At 38.4% G+C, this 15,213-nt stretch carries 12 protein-coding genes; 4 read left to right on the top strand and 8 right to left on the bottom strand.

Annotated elements, in window-relative coordinates; genetic code table 11:
* Together HMPREF9699_RS08590 and HMPREF9699_RS08585 are read left to right on the top strand one after the other, a co-directional pair.
* On the top strand, positions 1-3,102 hold the full coding sequence (locus HMPREF9699_RS08590) for a type I restriction endonuclease subunit R (protein WP_002664130.1): 3,102 nt from the start codon (positions 1-3) through the stop codon (positions 3,100-3,102).
* Between the two features lie 51 nt (positions 3,103-3,153).
* Complete coding sequence (locus HMPREF9699_RS08585) at positions 3,154-4,650, top strand: polysaccharide deacetylase family protein (protein WP_002664129.1); 1,497 nt, start codon at positions 3,154-3,156, stop codon at positions 4,648-4,650.
* A 336-nt stretch (positions 4,651-4,986) separates the two neighbouring features.
* Here the strand turns inward: HMPREF9699_RS08585 and HMPREF9699_RS08580 are convergent, their stop codons facing one another.
* From HMPREF9699_RS08580 to HMPREF9699_RS08545, 8 genes are all read right to left on the bottom strand, one after another.
* Positions 4,987-6,213 (bottom strand): T9SS type A sorting domain-containing protein, encoded by a 1,227-nt coding sequence (locus HMPREF9699_RS08580; protein WP_002664128.1) that lies wholly within the window; start codon positions 6,211-6,213, stop codon positions 4,987-4,989.
* Between the two features lie 23 nt (positions 6,214-6,236).
* A complete protein-coding gene (locus tag HMPREF9699_RS08575) occupies positions 6,237-6,854 on the bottom strand; it encodes a SanA/YdcF family protein (protein WP_002664127.1) in 618 nt (205 codons plus the stop codon).
* Positions 6,855-6,980: 126 nt separating this feature from the next.
* Positions 6,981-7,229, bottom strand: coding sequence for a DUF6952 family protein (locus tag HMPREF9699_RS08570; RefSeq protein WP_002664126.1), 249 nt, complete (start codon positions 7,227-7,229; stop codon positions 6,981-6,983).
* 12 nt (positions 7,230-7,241) lie between these two features.
* Positions 7,242-7,556: a thioredoxin family protein gene (locus HMPREF9699_RS08565; RefSeq protein ID WP_002664124.1), complete on the bottom strand. Its 315-nt coding sequence runs from the start codon at positions 7,554-7,556 to the stop codon at positions 7,242-7,244.
* An 80-nt stretch (positions 7,557-7,636) separates the two neighbouring features.
* Positions 7,637-8,269, bottom strand: coding sequence for a peroxiredoxin (locus tag HMPREF9699_RS08560; RefSeq protein ID WP_002664120.1), 633 nt, complete (start codon positions 8,267-8,269; stop codon positions 7,637-7,639).
* A 220-nt stretch (positions 8,270-8,489) separates the two neighbouring features.
* On the bottom strand, positions 8,490-9,404 hold the full coding sequence (locus HMPREF9699_RS08555) for a ribonuclease Z (RefSeq protein WP_002664119.1): 915 nt from the start codon (positions 9,402-9,404) through the stop codon (positions 8,490-8,492).
* Positions 9,405-9,443: 39 nt separating this feature from the next.
* Complete coding sequence (rdgB, locus tag HMPREF9699_RS08550) at positions 9,444-10,019, bottom strand: RdgB/HAM1 family non-canonical purine NTP pyrophosphatase (RefSeq protein ID WP_002664118.1); 576 nt, start codon at positions 10,017-10,019, stop codon at positions 9,444-9,446.
* A gap of 27 nt (positions 10,020-10,046) precedes the next feature.
* Positions 10,047-10,880 carry a CPBP family intramembrane glutamic endopeptidase gene (locus tag HMPREF9699_RS08545; protein ID WP_002664117.1) on the bottom strand — a complete coding sequence of 278 codons (834 nt, stop codon included), beginning with the start codon at positions 10,878-10,880 and terminating at the stop codon, positions 10,047-10,049.
* A gap of 159 nt (positions 10,881-11,039) precedes the next feature.
* Here HMPREF9699_RS08545 and HMPREF9699_RS08540 point away from each other — a divergent pair, with 159 nt between their 5' ends.
* Both HMPREF9699_RS08540 and katG read left to right on the top strand, forming a co-directional pair.
* Positions 11,040-12,638 carry a peptide chain release factor 3 gene (locus HMPREF9699_RS08540; protein WP_034985857.1) on the top strand — a complete coding sequence of 533 codons (1,599 nt, stop codon included), beginning with the start codon at positions 11,040-11,042 and terminating at the stop codon, positions 12,636-12,638.
* A gap of 170 nt (positions 12,639-12,808) precedes the next feature.
* A complete protein-coding gene (gene katG, locus HMPREF9699_RS08535; protein ID WP_002664115.1) occupies positions 12,809-15,070 on the top strand; it encodes a catalase/peroxidase HPI in 2,262 nt (753 codons plus the stop codon).
* The last annotated feature ends 143 nt before the right edge of the window (positions 15,071-15,213 follow it).

Here is a 15,213-nt window from a genome sequence, read left to right as displayed (position 1 = left end):
ATGAACCCCATCGCAGAAACCAATCATTTTATCGTTTTAGATAATTATACCAAATATTCGCAGGTTAATGAACCACCGACAAGTTACCAAACCGAAACGGCATTAGAACGAGAATTCATCCAAGACCTCACCCATCAAGGGTATGAGTACCGCACGGATTTAACTTCGCAAACGGCTCTTTTGGGCAATGTGAGGGAGCAATTACAGACGCTCAATAATATCGTTTTTACGGATGCCGAATGGAAGCGTTTTGTAGAAGAATATTTGGACAAACCGAGTGAGGGCATTGTAGAAAAATCTAGAAAAATTCACGATGATTATATTTATGATTTCGTGTTTGATGATGGGCGTATTCAGAATATTTACCTGATTGATAAAAAGAATTTTATACGCAATAAAGTTCAGGTAATAAATCAGTTTGAGCAAAAGGGTAAACATCTCAATCGTTATGATGTAACCATTTTGGTCAATGGACTTCCGATGGTGCAAATTGAGCTAAAAAAACGCGGTGTAGCTATTCGTGAGGCGTTTAATCAAGTCCACAGGTACAGCAAAGAGAGTTTTAATGGTGAACATTCTTTGTTCAAATATCTGCAAATTTTCGTGATTTCTAACGGAACCGATACCCGTTATTTTGCCAATACCACAAAGCGAGACAAAAATGGTTTTGATTTTACGATGAATTGGGCAAGGGCAAATAACAAAACAATAGAAGACCTGAAAGATTTCACAGCTACATTTTTTCAGAAAAATACACTCTTACAAGTGCTGTTTAAATATTCGGTACTGGATGCTACGGATACTTTGCTCATTATGCGTCCGTATCAGATTGCCGCTACTGAACGCATTTTGTGGAAAATCCAAAGCTCTTATCACGCTAAAAAATGGGGAAATACACAAGAAGAGGACAAAAGCGGTGGGTATATTTGGCACACTACGGGTTCAGGGAAAACGCTAACGAGTTTCAAGGCGGCACGATTGGCTACTGAGTTGCCTTTCATTGATAAAGTTTTCTTTGTGGTAGATAGAAAAGATTTGGACTACCAAACGATGAAAGAGTACCAAAAATTCTCTCCCGATAGCGTCAATGGCTCGGAGAGTACCGCAGGACTCAAACGAAATATCGAAAAAGATGATAACAAAATCATTGTAACCACCATACAGAAACTCAACAATCTGATGCGTAGCGAAAGTGATTTGGAGATTTATCATAAACAAGTGGTTTTTATCTTTGATGAATGCCACCGCTCTCAATTTGGCGAAGCTCAAAAGAATCTGAAAAAGAAATTTAAAAAGTACTATCAATTTGGGTTTACAGGCACACCTATATTTCCTGATAATGCTTTGGGTTCAGAAACCACAGCAAGCGTTTTCGGTAGAGAGTTGCATTCCTATATAATTACCGACGCCATCCGAGATGAAAAGGTTTTGAAATTCAAGGTAGATTATAATGATGTTCGCCCATTATTCAAAGAAGTAGAAAGCGAGCAAGACGAGGAGAAATTATCTTCTGCCGAATACAAAAAACTATTGCTTCACCCCAACCGAATCCGTGAAGTATCACAGTATATTCTGAAAAATTTCCGAATAAAAACGCATAGAAACTTCGGAAACAAAGGTTTTAACGCTATGTTTGCTGTGAGTAGTGTAGATGCAGCGAAACTCTATTATGAAGAGCTTAACAAACAGCAAGAAGGTAGTGAAAAACCGCTGAAAATAGCTACCATCTACTCCTTTGCAGCCAACGAAGAGCAAAGTGCAAAAGGTGAAATCCAAGATGAAACCTTCGAGCCTACCGCAATGGACAGCACCGCAAAAGAATTTTTGGTAAAAGCCATTGAGGACTACAATGCAATGTTCCGAACTGCCTATGACCTTTCGGATTTTCAAAACTACTATCGTGATTTAGCTAAACGCGTAAAAGAAAAGGAAATAGACTTGCTCATCGTAGTAGGGATGTTCCTCACAGGTTTTGATGCTCCTACACTTAATACGCTTTTTGTGGATAAAAACCTCCGTTATCACGGATTGATACAGGCGTTTTCTCGTACCAATCGTATTTATGATGCCACTAAAACCTTTGGAAATATCGTTTGCTTCCGCAATTTGGAACAAGCCACCATTGATGCCATTACCGTTTTTGGAGATAAAAACACCAAAAATGTGGTACTTGAAAAAAGCTATAAAGAATATTTAGAAGGCTTTACTGATATTTTGGAAGGTAAGGTCAAAAGAGGCTATGTAGAGGTAGTCAAAGAATTGAGGGAAAAATTTCCAGATGCTTCGGAAATAGAAAGAGAAACGGATAAAAAAGAGTTTGTAAAACTTTTTGGTGAGTATTTAAAAATCGAAAATATTCTACAGAATTATGATGAATTTACGCACCTTAAAGCATTTCAGCATATAGACAGAGAAGATGAAAAAGCCGTGGAGCAATTCAAAGAGACTTATTTCCTTACGGATGAAGATATAGCAACAATGAAAGGCGTTGAGGTGCTGAACAATCGTACCGAACAGGATTATCGTTCTACTTATAATGATATTCGAGATTGGTTCAGGAGGGAAAGAGAGGGGAAAAAGCTAGAAACTTCGCAGACCGATTGGGACGATGTGGTCTTTGAAGTGGATTTGCTGAAATCGCAGGAAATTAATTTAGATTATATCTTTCAGCTGATTTTTGAGCATAATAAGAAAATAAAAAATAAAGAAGCACTCATTGAAGAAGTGAGCCGAATGATACGAGCAAGTATCGGCAACAGAGCCAAGGAAAGTCTTGTGGTAGATTTTATCAGACAATCGGATTTGGATACCATGAAGAGTAAGGAAGACATTATGGAAAACTTCTTTACCTATGCACAGCAAAAGCAAAAAGAAGAAGCTACTGTACTCATCGAAGAAGAAAATCTCAATGTAGAAGCGGCAAAGCGATACATAAAAAACGCATTAAAAAGAGAATATGCTAGTGAAAACGGAACGGAACTGAGTGACATTTTACCCAAAATGAGTCCGCTTAACCCTCTATATCTCACCAAAAAACAAAGTGTTTTCCAAAAGATTGTTGCCTTTGTAGAAAAATTTAAAGGTGTAGGGGGGGAAGTGTGAGGAAACCATTTTACTTCATATCTTTGCCTTATTATTGAAATCTTATAAAAAATGAAAAAATCAATCATTTATCTTTCCATCATCTCGGCAGTAGTATGGAGCTGTAAACAGAATGTGGAGCATAAAAACATCCAGCAGGAAAGTACCATAGAACAGACGGCATCTTTTCAAATTCCTGACCTTACGGAAATAGTTTCGGCCCTCAATGGGGAAGATGATATCCAAATTTATACCGTGAAAATAGGTAATGACCCCGATAAAAGTCATCTTACCGCTTCTTTTCCTATCACGGCGTATGATTTTGTAAATCAAAGTGAAAAACAATTTACCGAAAAACTCGTAGAAGAGTTTAAAGCTGAATTTAAGGAAAGAAAAGATAAAGAAGCCGTTTCAGGGCTAGATTTTAATCAGCATTTCGAAGTCAAAGTAAAAAATAATAACTTCTTGGTGTTCCTCTATACCCAGAATGTTTCTTATGGTAATAATTATGATACCAGAAATACGGTTTCTATCTTTGATTTGAAAAATAAGAAGAAACTAGCACCTCAGGATTTGTTTAATAATCAAGAGGATTTTAAAAACTTTGCACAAGAGATGAAGAACCTCGCTTGGAAGCAAATAGAAGCTCGTCTAGAAAATGATAAATCTATTGCCAATGAGCAGGAGAAAGAGCAACTCAGAAGCTCCATGAGAGCAACTTTAGAGGAAGGTACGCTTCCTAAAAATGAAAATTATGATGGGCTGTACTTTGATGAAAAAGGAAATTGGCATTTAATTTTTGATAAATACCAAATTGCCAGCGGAGTAATGGGGGAATTCATTATAGATATTCCTAAAAAAATCATAGACCAATACATCCGTATTCAGGGGATGGATACCGCTCAGCATGAAACCGCTATGATAGAGGAAATGGAGGAAGCTCCTTTAGACCATGTACCATCATCGGTGGACTGTTCTCAGCAGCCTTGTGTAGCACTCACTTTTGATGATGGACCTTCGGTGTACACTCCTGAACTATTGGATATTCTGAAAAAGGAAAATGTAAAAGCCACTTTTTTTGTTTTGGGGAAATCTGCATCAGTCCAAAAAAATACCATGAAACGGATTGCAGAAGAAGGGCATAATATAGGAAACCATTCTTATGACCATAAGGATTTCAGAAAGCTATCCCATGAAGAAGCTAAAAGACAAATCCAGCTGACCGATGAAACCATACAAGAAATTACTGGTAAAAAACCGAAGTATTTCCGTTTTCCCTATGGGGCTTATACCAAAGAAAACCTTCAGATGGTGGGCAGACCTGTGATGATGTGGAATATAGACCCACTAGACTGGAAGCATAAAGATGCAGACTTGGTGGCGAAAGCCATGTCTAAGGCGTCTCCTAAATCTATTATCTTAGCCCATGATATTCATAAAACTACAGTAAAGGCAATACCGCAAGTCATTAAAAACTTAAAAGACCAAGGTTATCATATAGTTACTTTAGATGAATTGTTCCGCCATAAAACCATGACCAATGGTGCTATTTATTTTGATGGCGAATAAATCTAAAAAATTGTAATATCTATCTTTTTAACGGAAAATACCGACTTCCATAGGAGCGTCGGTATTTTTTTGTTGTACATCAAATGTCCGTTTTATTATAGTTCAAGGCATTTATTTGAGGATTATTCAATTTCCTAAGTGGGACATTTAATTTCCTAGATGGGATATTTAGTTTCCTAAGTGGGACATTTAATTTCCTAGATGGGATATTTAGTTTCCTAAGTGGGACATTCAATTTCCTAGATGGGACATTTAATTTCCTAGATGGGATATTCAATTTCCTAAGTGGGACATTTAATTTCCTAGATGGATCATTAAATCATCACTCACAATGCTTTACTTGATCATTTTTTTAGTAATGGTACTGCCGTTTTTTAACAGGATATCAAGAATATAGTATCCTTTGGGAAGATGGCTCACAGAAATGGTATTTGAGGGTTGGTTTTCTATGAAAACTTTTTTTCCAGAAGCATCATAGAGAGTGATTTGTGCAATTTTTTCTTCCGTACGGATATAGATTTTTTCCGAAAAAGGATTAGGGTAAATTTCTACGGTCAAAGATTTTGTTTCTTGGGTAGAAAGTGTTGTAATATCTACTACTTTTCTATATTGGTAACTACAATTATTTTTTACAATGGTCAGGGTGATGGTCTTTTGTCCCAAGCTATGGAAAGTATAGCTGGGAGCAGCAGCGGTGGAGGTAAATTCACCATTGAAGTCCCAAGATAGGGAATCGTAATGGGTAGAATGATTGGTTACAGAAACTGTGGAATTTTGGACATTGGCACTGAAGAGGGCATGCGGCTGATACACTCCGATGAGCCACTCCACAGGATTTCCGAATACCGTAGCATCGGCTACATTTTGGAGATACTCAGCTCGCGTATTGGGGATGGTACTGATGAATGAAGATGGAAAAACAGGCTGCTGATAAATAGTGCCAAATGCTGTACATGCCACCATATAAGCACCATTGAGGTTTTGGTGTATGTCATTGTATCTAGGATGGAGCAGTAAATCCTGATGCTGTGTATAATGAGCTCTAAAGGCTTCCCCCGCAGGGATGAAAGGAATTTGTACCTGATGAGCTATGGCGGTGATAGTATTTTTAATCAGTGTTTGTGTAGTTTGGTAAGAAGCGTAGTTAGGAACATTATTATCGGCACGCACCCCGTTAGAAATTTCGTAGAGATAAATTCTAGCACAAGGATTTTGTGTTTTCACGGCATTGATGATGGTCTGGACAAGCTGAGCGGTTTGGGTAGCGGGAGCGGTAACCCCTCCAGACTCTCCCGAACCTGGCTGAATGATAACTATGTCCCACATTTCAGAATTGATTTTGGTAAATAATGCAGGGTTCGCAATATGATCAGCCAGCCCTGCACCGCCTTGTGTAAAGCTATGAACATCTACATGTTTTCCTTTACTATTAGCGATTTGTTTAAAAAGTAGGGGGATATCATGGAAATAAGTAAGACTATTACCAATGAAAAGTACTTTTTCTTGTCCCCAAAATGGAAACACTACGAAGAGGAGGATGAAGATGGTAACATGTTTTTTCATAATAAGAATATTTGTTTTCAAATTTAATCTAGAGAATAGCCAGTAATATAATAGATAACGGCCTGAACTCTCGCTATAGCTTCTCTGAACTGATTTCTGTAATAACTCTCGGGCTGATTCACGGAACGAGCATCAAAGGCGATGGCGTCCATATCTTTATTTCGGGCATAGAATAAGGCTCTCATATTATGATACCCCTGAGATACGATGATGATGTCATTTTTAGCATAAACATCTTTGCATCGTGAAATACTCTTTTGGGTATTAAAGCCCAGGGTATCCCGTACAATGGCATTTTCGGGAATGCCTTCTTGGGAGACTAAATAGTTTTTCATATACAGCGTTTCATCATAGCCAGGGCTTTTCTCACCACTTACAATGATTTCATTGATTTTACCATAGTGATAGAGGAGTGCTGTGGCATCCATTCTATAGATGAAGTAAGGATTGGCATTGCCCCCTTTCGTTTTGGGAGATGTTCCCAATACCAATGCAGTTTCTTTATAGGGAATTTTAGATATCTTGGTATAGGTATGTCCTTTGGTGAGCGAAATTACCCAAAAATTTGCCATAATGATGAGCAATACTATGAGCTCAGCACTATAAAAGAGAAAACGGAAAATCAGGATAATTTTTTTCAAATTGAATATTGATTTATCAGATAATAGTAGGCTTTTTTCTCTGAAATAAGAGACACACAAAGATAAGACGATTTTTCTAATTGTTTATCGATAAAAAAAACCTCGAAAAAATCGAGGTTGAATATATTATCTATCAATGCTTCCCATTACTTTTTTGGCGAAGCCATTCAGGGCATCTTTTTCGCTGGTGCCATTTTTCACTTGTTCGTGAACTTCTATTGCTCCTAGCATATCCGTCATCATATCCCCGATAACGCTCAGCTGTTCATCAGTTACCCCTCTGAACTCGGTAAAAGATTCTAATACTTCTACTGCTTTTTCTAGATTTTCCGCACTGTTGTTTTGGTAAAATTGGCGGATAATAGGTAATTTCATGTGCTTATGATTTTAAGGTGATACCAATTCGTTAATGAGGGTTTGGAGATTTTCCATTTGGTTGGTTTGTACCTGATTGACTAGCGTTCCGTTTTGGAAGATGGCAAAAGTAGGAAGGTTATCTACTTTAGCGAATTTTCTACTTTCAGGAAACTTCTCCGCATCTACATAGTAAAATGGGATGGTCTCATTTTCAGTAGCCAATTTTTTAAACTTAGGTTTCATAATACGGCAGTTTCCGCACCATGTAGCACCGTATTGTACAGCAACTTTTTCATTTGCTTCTAGTAGAGAAGCTAAGTTGTCTTCCGTGATTTCAATATACATAATGGTATTTTTTTGATGAATAAAATGGAGAATATTTAAAAAATAGAAGAACTTTAAGTCCTTCTATTTTTTATGTGTTTTTAGTGTTTTGCAAGATACTCAGCCGTAGATTTTCTATCTGCACTCATGGCATCTTTCCCTTCCTCCCAGTTGGCAGGGCACACTTCGCCGTGGGTTTGGATATGTGCATAAGCATCTATGAGTCTTAAGAAGTCTTTTACATTTCTTCCCAAAGGCATATCATTTACTGCTTCGTGGAATACTTTACCTGTTTCATCAATGAGGTAAGTAGCTCTATAAGTTACATTAGAACCCAAGAAATGCTCATTGCCCTCCTCATCATAATCAAAATCTTGGTCCACAATGCCCAAAGCATTGGCTAGCTGACGGTGTGTGTCTGCTAAAAGTCTGTAGCTAACGCCTTCTATACCGCCTTGATCTTTGGGGGTGTTCAGCCACGCAAAGTGTACTTCATTGGTATCACAAGATGCACCGATAACTACTGTATTTCTTTTTTCAAACTCAGCTAAAGCCTCTTGGAAAGCATGAAGCTCCGTAGGACAAACGAAAGTGAAATCTTTCGGATACCAGAAAAGCAATACTTTTTTATTGTTTGCTACTGCTTCTTCTAGTACATTTACTCTGAGGTTATCTCCCATAGAGCAGATGGCATCTACGGTGATGTTTGGGAATTTTTTTCCTACAATAGACATAATATGATTGTTTTTTAATTTTATATCGCAAAGGTAATTGATTTTTTCAGTATAAAAAAGTAATAAGCATTGATTAAAACTATAGCCCTAAATAAATAATATGTATGGGTTCTATGGTAGAGATAAGAGATACTGAAAATCTAAAAAATTGAAATCAATAGAAACCAACCGAAAAATTATTGAAACATTTTTTAATAATTATATCATCCTAAGAATCTTTTTATATTTCTACTTCTTTCAAAGCCTCTGGTAGAAAAGTATTGGGGAAAATAGGACGGGTTTCATCTAAGAAAACGCTGAGATCAGAGTAACGATTAGAGAAATGTCCTAAGATAAGTTTTCCTGCCTCGGCTTCTTTAGCGATAAGGGCTGCCTCCATGGCAGTGGTATGCCCTGTATAGTCTGCCATTTCCTTTAAATCATGTAGAAAAGTAGCTTCATGATAGAGTACATCTACGCCTTTGATGATAGGAACAATGTCTGGTTTGAATCTCGTATCGCTACAAAATGCGTAAGATTTTCCTTTCTCTGCAGGGGTAGTAAGGACTTCATTTTTGAGCAGATAGCCATCAGAAAGCAGAAAGTCTTCTCCTTTTTTAAGTTTATGATAATCGCACACTTCTATTTCAGGATATTTTTTAATTTCCTCCATATTCAGGTGCCTTAGTCCTTGCTTTTCACGGAAAAGATAGCCATTGGCATAGATTCTATGATTGAGAGGAATGGTATGCACGGTCAGTTTATGGTCTTCATAAATGAGTTCAGACTGTTTACTGCTGAGTTCATGGTAGATGACATTAAACTCTCGGTGAGAGTCGGTAATTCTGAAAATGGTTTCTAGCATTTCTGCTATTCCCTTTGGACCGTAAATATGGAGTGGTGCTTCTCTTCCTAATAATCGGAAGGAGGAAATCAGTCCCGGAAGTCCAAAACAGTGGTCTCCATGGAGGTGGGAGATGAAAATATGATTGATTTTAGAAAATTTTACCCTAGCACGGCGGAGCTGTACCTGTGTTCCCTCTCCACAATCTATGAGAAAATGTCTTTCATTCATTTCCAAATACTGCGAAGTAGGAATTCCCGAAACGGTAGGAATGGCAGAATTATAGCCTAAAATAGTAATCTTAGCACTCACTTTTTATCAATTAGTATAGGCAAAAATGCACTAAAAAAATTACTTATGAAAACTTTTTAGGAATTTATCTAATGCCTTTTTTCTATGAGAGATGGCATTTTTATCTTCGGGGTTCATTTCTGCGAAGGTAATATCATATCCTTCTGGAACGAAAATAGGGTCGTACCCGAAGCCTTGATGGCCTTTATTTTCTGTTAAGAGATTTCCGTGTACGGTTCCCTCGTAAAAAGTTGCTCCATTTTCATCATAATAACAGAGTACAGTGATAAAATAAGCACTTCTATTTTCGATTCCCGTCATTTCGTCCAATACTTTGGCGATGTTTTTTTGAAAGTCATGGTCGCCTGCATATCTTGCCGAAAAGATACCCGGTCTGCCATCTAATGCAGGAACTACTAACCCTGAATCATCACCTAAACTAGGAATTCCTGTTTTTTCGTAGCAATATTGTGCTTTGATTTGAGCATTGGCTTGGAAAGAATCTCCATCTTCTATAATTTCTTCGTTTAAATCATAATCGGTAAGGCTTTTTACTTCAAAACTATCGCCTAAAATTTGTTGTATTTCCTCTTTCTTATGAAGATTGTGGGTGGCTACCAAAAGTTGTTGTTTCATGTTTTTTTAAGGTGTTATTTAAGTCAATTATGATGTAATGTCTTTTCTTCGATAGTTGAATTTTCTCATTCCCCAGCTCCCTATAACGGTAAGCATAATCCCGATAAATAGTAAGATGATGGGAGAAAGCTGGATTATATCTGAAAAATTTTCCTTTCCTGTAATGTAAAAGAGGCAGATGACCAATGCGTTATTAAAAGAATGAAGCAAAATAGGGAGTAATAGCGTCTCTGATTGCCAGTAGATATATCCTAAAACGAGTCCAATAATAGATGCTCCTAAAAACTGCCAAGGATTTCCATGAATGATACCGAAGAGTAATGCCGAAAAAATAATGGCTTTCCATGGATGTACTCCTTTATTGGTAAGTCCTTTCATTATAATCCCCCTAAAAACGATTTCCTCAAATATAGGAGCGATGATAATGCCTAAAAACGCCATTGCCCAAGGGGTAGAGGTAGCAAATTCCATCATTTGCTCATACTTTTGGTACCAATCTCCCCAAAATTTTCCCGTGGTAGGAAGCCTTGAGATGAAAAATTCTGAAATGAGCATTGTCCCTATCATCAATGGCAAGGAAAGGAGTGTGATTTTTAATCCGCTCATTTTGAGATGAAACCTTATGGGCATTCCTGTTTGTTTTCGGCATATAAAAAAATCGAATGACATAATTGCTCCTAGCCACATGATAGCGGTGGTTATCACAGTGAAAAGAGGGAGTTCATCTATTTTGATACCTTGTTCCATGGCAATCACTGATAAAATACCTGCTATCAATATGGAAGGAATGAATCCAGCCACCAGTGCCAATGCTCCCCAACCATCAAAGGTATATCTGGGGATATGGTTTAAATTTTTCAATACAGTTGATTTATTGCAAAGATAATATTTTTTATTCCATGCAGTTGGCTATTAACGATTAGCTTTCTAATCTCTAATTTCCAATCTCTAACCTCTCCAATAAACATTCATTGCACATTCCATTAAATTTCACGATTTTTGCACGCATATTTCAAACCTATGTCAGATTTAATCAAAGAAATACAAAAGAGAAAAACTTTCGGCATCATCTCTCACCCCGATGCTGGAAAAACCACACTTACTGAAAAATTACTCCTCTTCGGGGGAGCAATCCAAGAGGCGGGTGCGGTAAAATCCAACAAAATAAAAAAAGGAGCCACTTCGGACTTTATGGAAATTGAAAGACAAAGAGGAATTTCCGTAGCCACTTCCGTTTTGGCTTTTGAATATAAAAATCATAAAATCAATATCCTAGATACTCCTGGGCATAAAGATTTCGCAGAGGATACTTATCGTACTTTAACTGCTGTGGATTCTGTAATTGTGGTCATCGATGTAGCAAAAGGGGTGGAGGAACAAACCGAAAAACTGGTGCAGGTTTGTAGGATGAGAAATATCCCTATGCTGGTATTCATCAATAAGCTGGACAGAGAGGGTAAAGATGCCTTTGACCTTTTGGATGAAGTAGAGCAAAAACTAGGACTCAGCGTAGTTCCTTTGTCGCTGCCTATCGGAATGGGAAGTGACTTCCAAGGAATTTATAACATTTGGGAGAAAAATATTCAGCTTTTCCTTGAAGAGAAAAAACAAAAAGTAGGCGAAAGTATTACTTTTAATGACATTCAAGATACTGCCATAGACGATGCAATCGGCGAGAAAGCGGCTGCTACTTTAAGGGAAGAATTGGAACTAGTAGAGTCAGTATATCCAGAATTTGACCGCGAACTCTACATGAAAGGCGAGCAGCAACCTGTGTTTTTCGGGTCGGCATTAAATAATTTTGGTGTACGAGAGTTGTTAGATGCATTTATAGACATCGCCCCGATGCCTCAACCGAAGGAATCAGACTTAAGAGTCGTAAAACCTGAAGAAAAGAATTTCACTGGTTTTGTTTTTAAAATCCATGCCAATATGGATCCTAAACACCGTGACCGATTGGCATTCGTGAAAATAGTATCGGGAACTTTTAAGCGAAATGAAAATTACCTGCTGGTAAGAGAGGGGAAAAAAATGAAATTCTCATCACCCAATGCCTTTTTTGCGGATAAAAAAGAAGTAGTAGACGAGTCTTTCCCCGGGGACATCGTAGGGCTTCACGATACAGGAAACTTCCGAATAGGTGATACTTTAACGGCGGGCGAAAAATTGCAGTTCAAGGGAATTCCAAGTTTCTCTCCAGAGCATTTTAGGTATATCAATAACGATGACCCTCTGAAAGCGAAACAATTAGCAAAAGGCATAGACCAGCTCATGGATGAGGGCGTGGCTCAGCTTTTCACATTGGAGATGAATGGAAGAAAAATCATCGGAACCGTAGGAGCATTACAATACGAAGTCATCCAATACCGTTTGGAGCACGAGTATGGTGCCAAATGTACTTATGAACCGATAGGTATTCATAAGGCTTGTTGGGTAGAGGCCGATGAAAAATCCGAAGAGTTTAAAGAATTTGCAAGGCTTAAGCAGAGATTTTTAGCCCGAGATAAATACAACCAATTGGTTTTTCTTGCAGATTCCGCATTTACCATCACTATGACCCAAGAAAAATTCCCTAATGTAAAGCTGCATTTTATTAGTGAATTTGAGCAAGCAAAATAGAAGTATAAGGAGGTTATCTGAAAAGATAACCTCTTGTTTTTATAATTTACTTCTAAATGTATTTTAAAATATGATAGATTTTAACTATAGTTGTTATTTTAATTTCTATTGAAAATCATACTCATCTCTCATAAAGAACCTATATATTTGCAAGTATAAAATTAAATATTATGAGCAATACAGAACAAGGAAAATGTCCGTTTCCGCATGAGAATCTCTCACCGGAACAAATAGAAATGTATAAAAAACAAATGGAGCATCAGAATGCTTCAGCAGCAAAATGCCCTGTAATGCATGGTGCAAATACAGAAGAAAATCAGTCTGTGATGAGCTGGTGGCCAAAGGCACTCAATTTAGATATCCTTTCTCAACATGACAAGAAAACAAATCCTTTCGGAGAAGAGTTTGATTATGCCGAGGAGTTTAAAAAACTAGATCAAGAGGCACTGAAAAACGATTTGAAAGCTCTAATGAACGAGAGCCAAGATTGGTGGCCTGCGGATTATGGATTCTACGGAGGATTGTTTGTGCGTATGGCTTGGCACCAAGCGGGTACTTATCGTGTAGCCGATGGCAGAGGAGGTGGAAGCACAGGAAACCAACGCTTTGCACCGCTTAATTCATGGCCAGATAATGCTAACTTAGACAAAGCACGCCGCTTGCTTTGGCCGATTAAAAAGAAATATGGTAACAAAGTTTCATGGGCAGATTTGATTCTTTTAGCAGGAAACATGGCTTATGAAGCAGCAGGATTGAAAACTTTCGGTTTTGCTTTCGGACGAAATGATATTTGGCATCCTGAAAAAGATATCTACTGGGGCTCTGAAAGAGAATGGCTCGCAAAATCAGGAAGCGAAGGCTCTCGCTACTCAGGAGAGAGAGATTTGGAAAATCCATTAGCTTCTGTAATGATGGGGCTTATCTATGTAAACCCAGAAGGGGTAGATGGTAACCCAGACCCTCTAAAAACCGCACAAGATATGCGTGTAACTTTCGCGAGAATGGCAATGAATGATGAGGAAACCGTAGCTCTAGTAGCAGGTGGGCATACCATCGGGAAACAGCACGGTAATGGTGATGCCTCTAAAGTAGGTGCCGAGCCAGAAGCAGGAGCACTCCACGAGCAAGGATTGGGATGGAATACCCCAGAAGGGCCTGGTAGAGTAACCAGCGGTATCGAAGGAGCTTGGACTACCCATCCTGACAAATGGGATAATGAATTCTTTAAATTGTTGTTCAAATACGAAGATAAATGGGCACTAACCACCTCTCCAGCAGGAGCTAAGCAGTGGGAACCTACCGAAATGGATGAGGAAGATATGCCAGTAGATGCTTTTGATCCAAGTATCAAGAGAAAAATCACGATGAATGATGGCGATATGGCACTCATTAGAGACCCTGAATATCGTAAAATATCGGAAAGATTTATGAACGACCAAGCGGCGTTTGACGATGCTTTTGCCCGTGCGTGGTTTAAACTCATTCATAGAGACTTAGGGCCTAAGTCGCGTTACCTCGGAAACGATGTACCACAAGAGGATTTGATTTGGCAAGACCCTATTCCTGCTGTAGATTATACTCTTTCGGAGGCTGAAATTGAAGATTTGAAAAAAACTTTGCTCAATAGCGGACTTACCCGTACCGAACTGATCAATACCGCTTGGGACAGTGCCAGAACTTTCCGCGGATCAGACTATAGAGGAGGAGCAAACGGAGCGAGAATCCGCCTAGAGCCTCAAAGAAACTGGGAAGGCAACGAGCCTGAAAGATTGAACAAAGTACTCAATAAATTAGAGCAAATTCAGGCTTCATTGACTAAAAAAGTGAGCATTGCAGACCTGATTGTTTTAGGAGGAAATGCCGCTATAGAAGCAGCAGCTAAAGAAGGTGGTTTTGATGTAAAAGTACCATTCTTGGCAGGTAGAGGAGATGCCCTACAAGAGCAAACGGATGTAGAATCTTTTAACGATTTAGAACCATTACACGACGGTTTCCGCAACTGGCAAAAGAAAAATTACATCGTATCGCCAGAGGAGATGCTATTAGACAAAGCACAATTGCTCGGACTTACCGCTCCTGAAATGACCGTACTCATCGGAGGTATGCGTGTGTTAGGAACCAATTTTGGCGGTAGCAAACATGGTGTATTTACCTACAACGAAGGCGTACTCAGCAATGATTTCTTCGTAAACCTTACGGATATGAACTACGCTTGGCAGCCTGCAGGTGAAAACTTGTACAACATTGTCAATAGAAAATCCGGTGCTACCAAATGGACTGCTACCAGAGTAGATTTGGTATTCGGATCGAACTCTATCCTAAGAGCTTATGCAGAGTTCTACGCACAAGACGATAACAAAGAACGCTTCGTGAATGATTTCATCAAAGTATGGAACAAAGTAATGAACGCTGATAGATTTGATGTGAAATAATTTTCAGATCTTCTCAGTTAAAAAAGCTACTTGATATTTTTCGGGTAGCTTTTTTTGATTCTTTACCTTCCTCAAACGCATCCAAAAAGCTATAAGCAGTAGGCAGGAAGCTGTATGCTAAAAGTCTTTGTACTTTGTACATT

This window comes from Bergeyella zoohelcum ATCC 43767 (genome assembly GCF_000301075.1).
In the GTDB taxonomy this organism is placed as follows: Bacteria; Bacteroidota; Bacteroidia; order Flavobacteriales; family Weeksellaceae; genus Bergeyella; species Bergeyella zoohelcum.
This window is presented reverse-complemented; position numbering and strand designations above follow the sequence as displayed.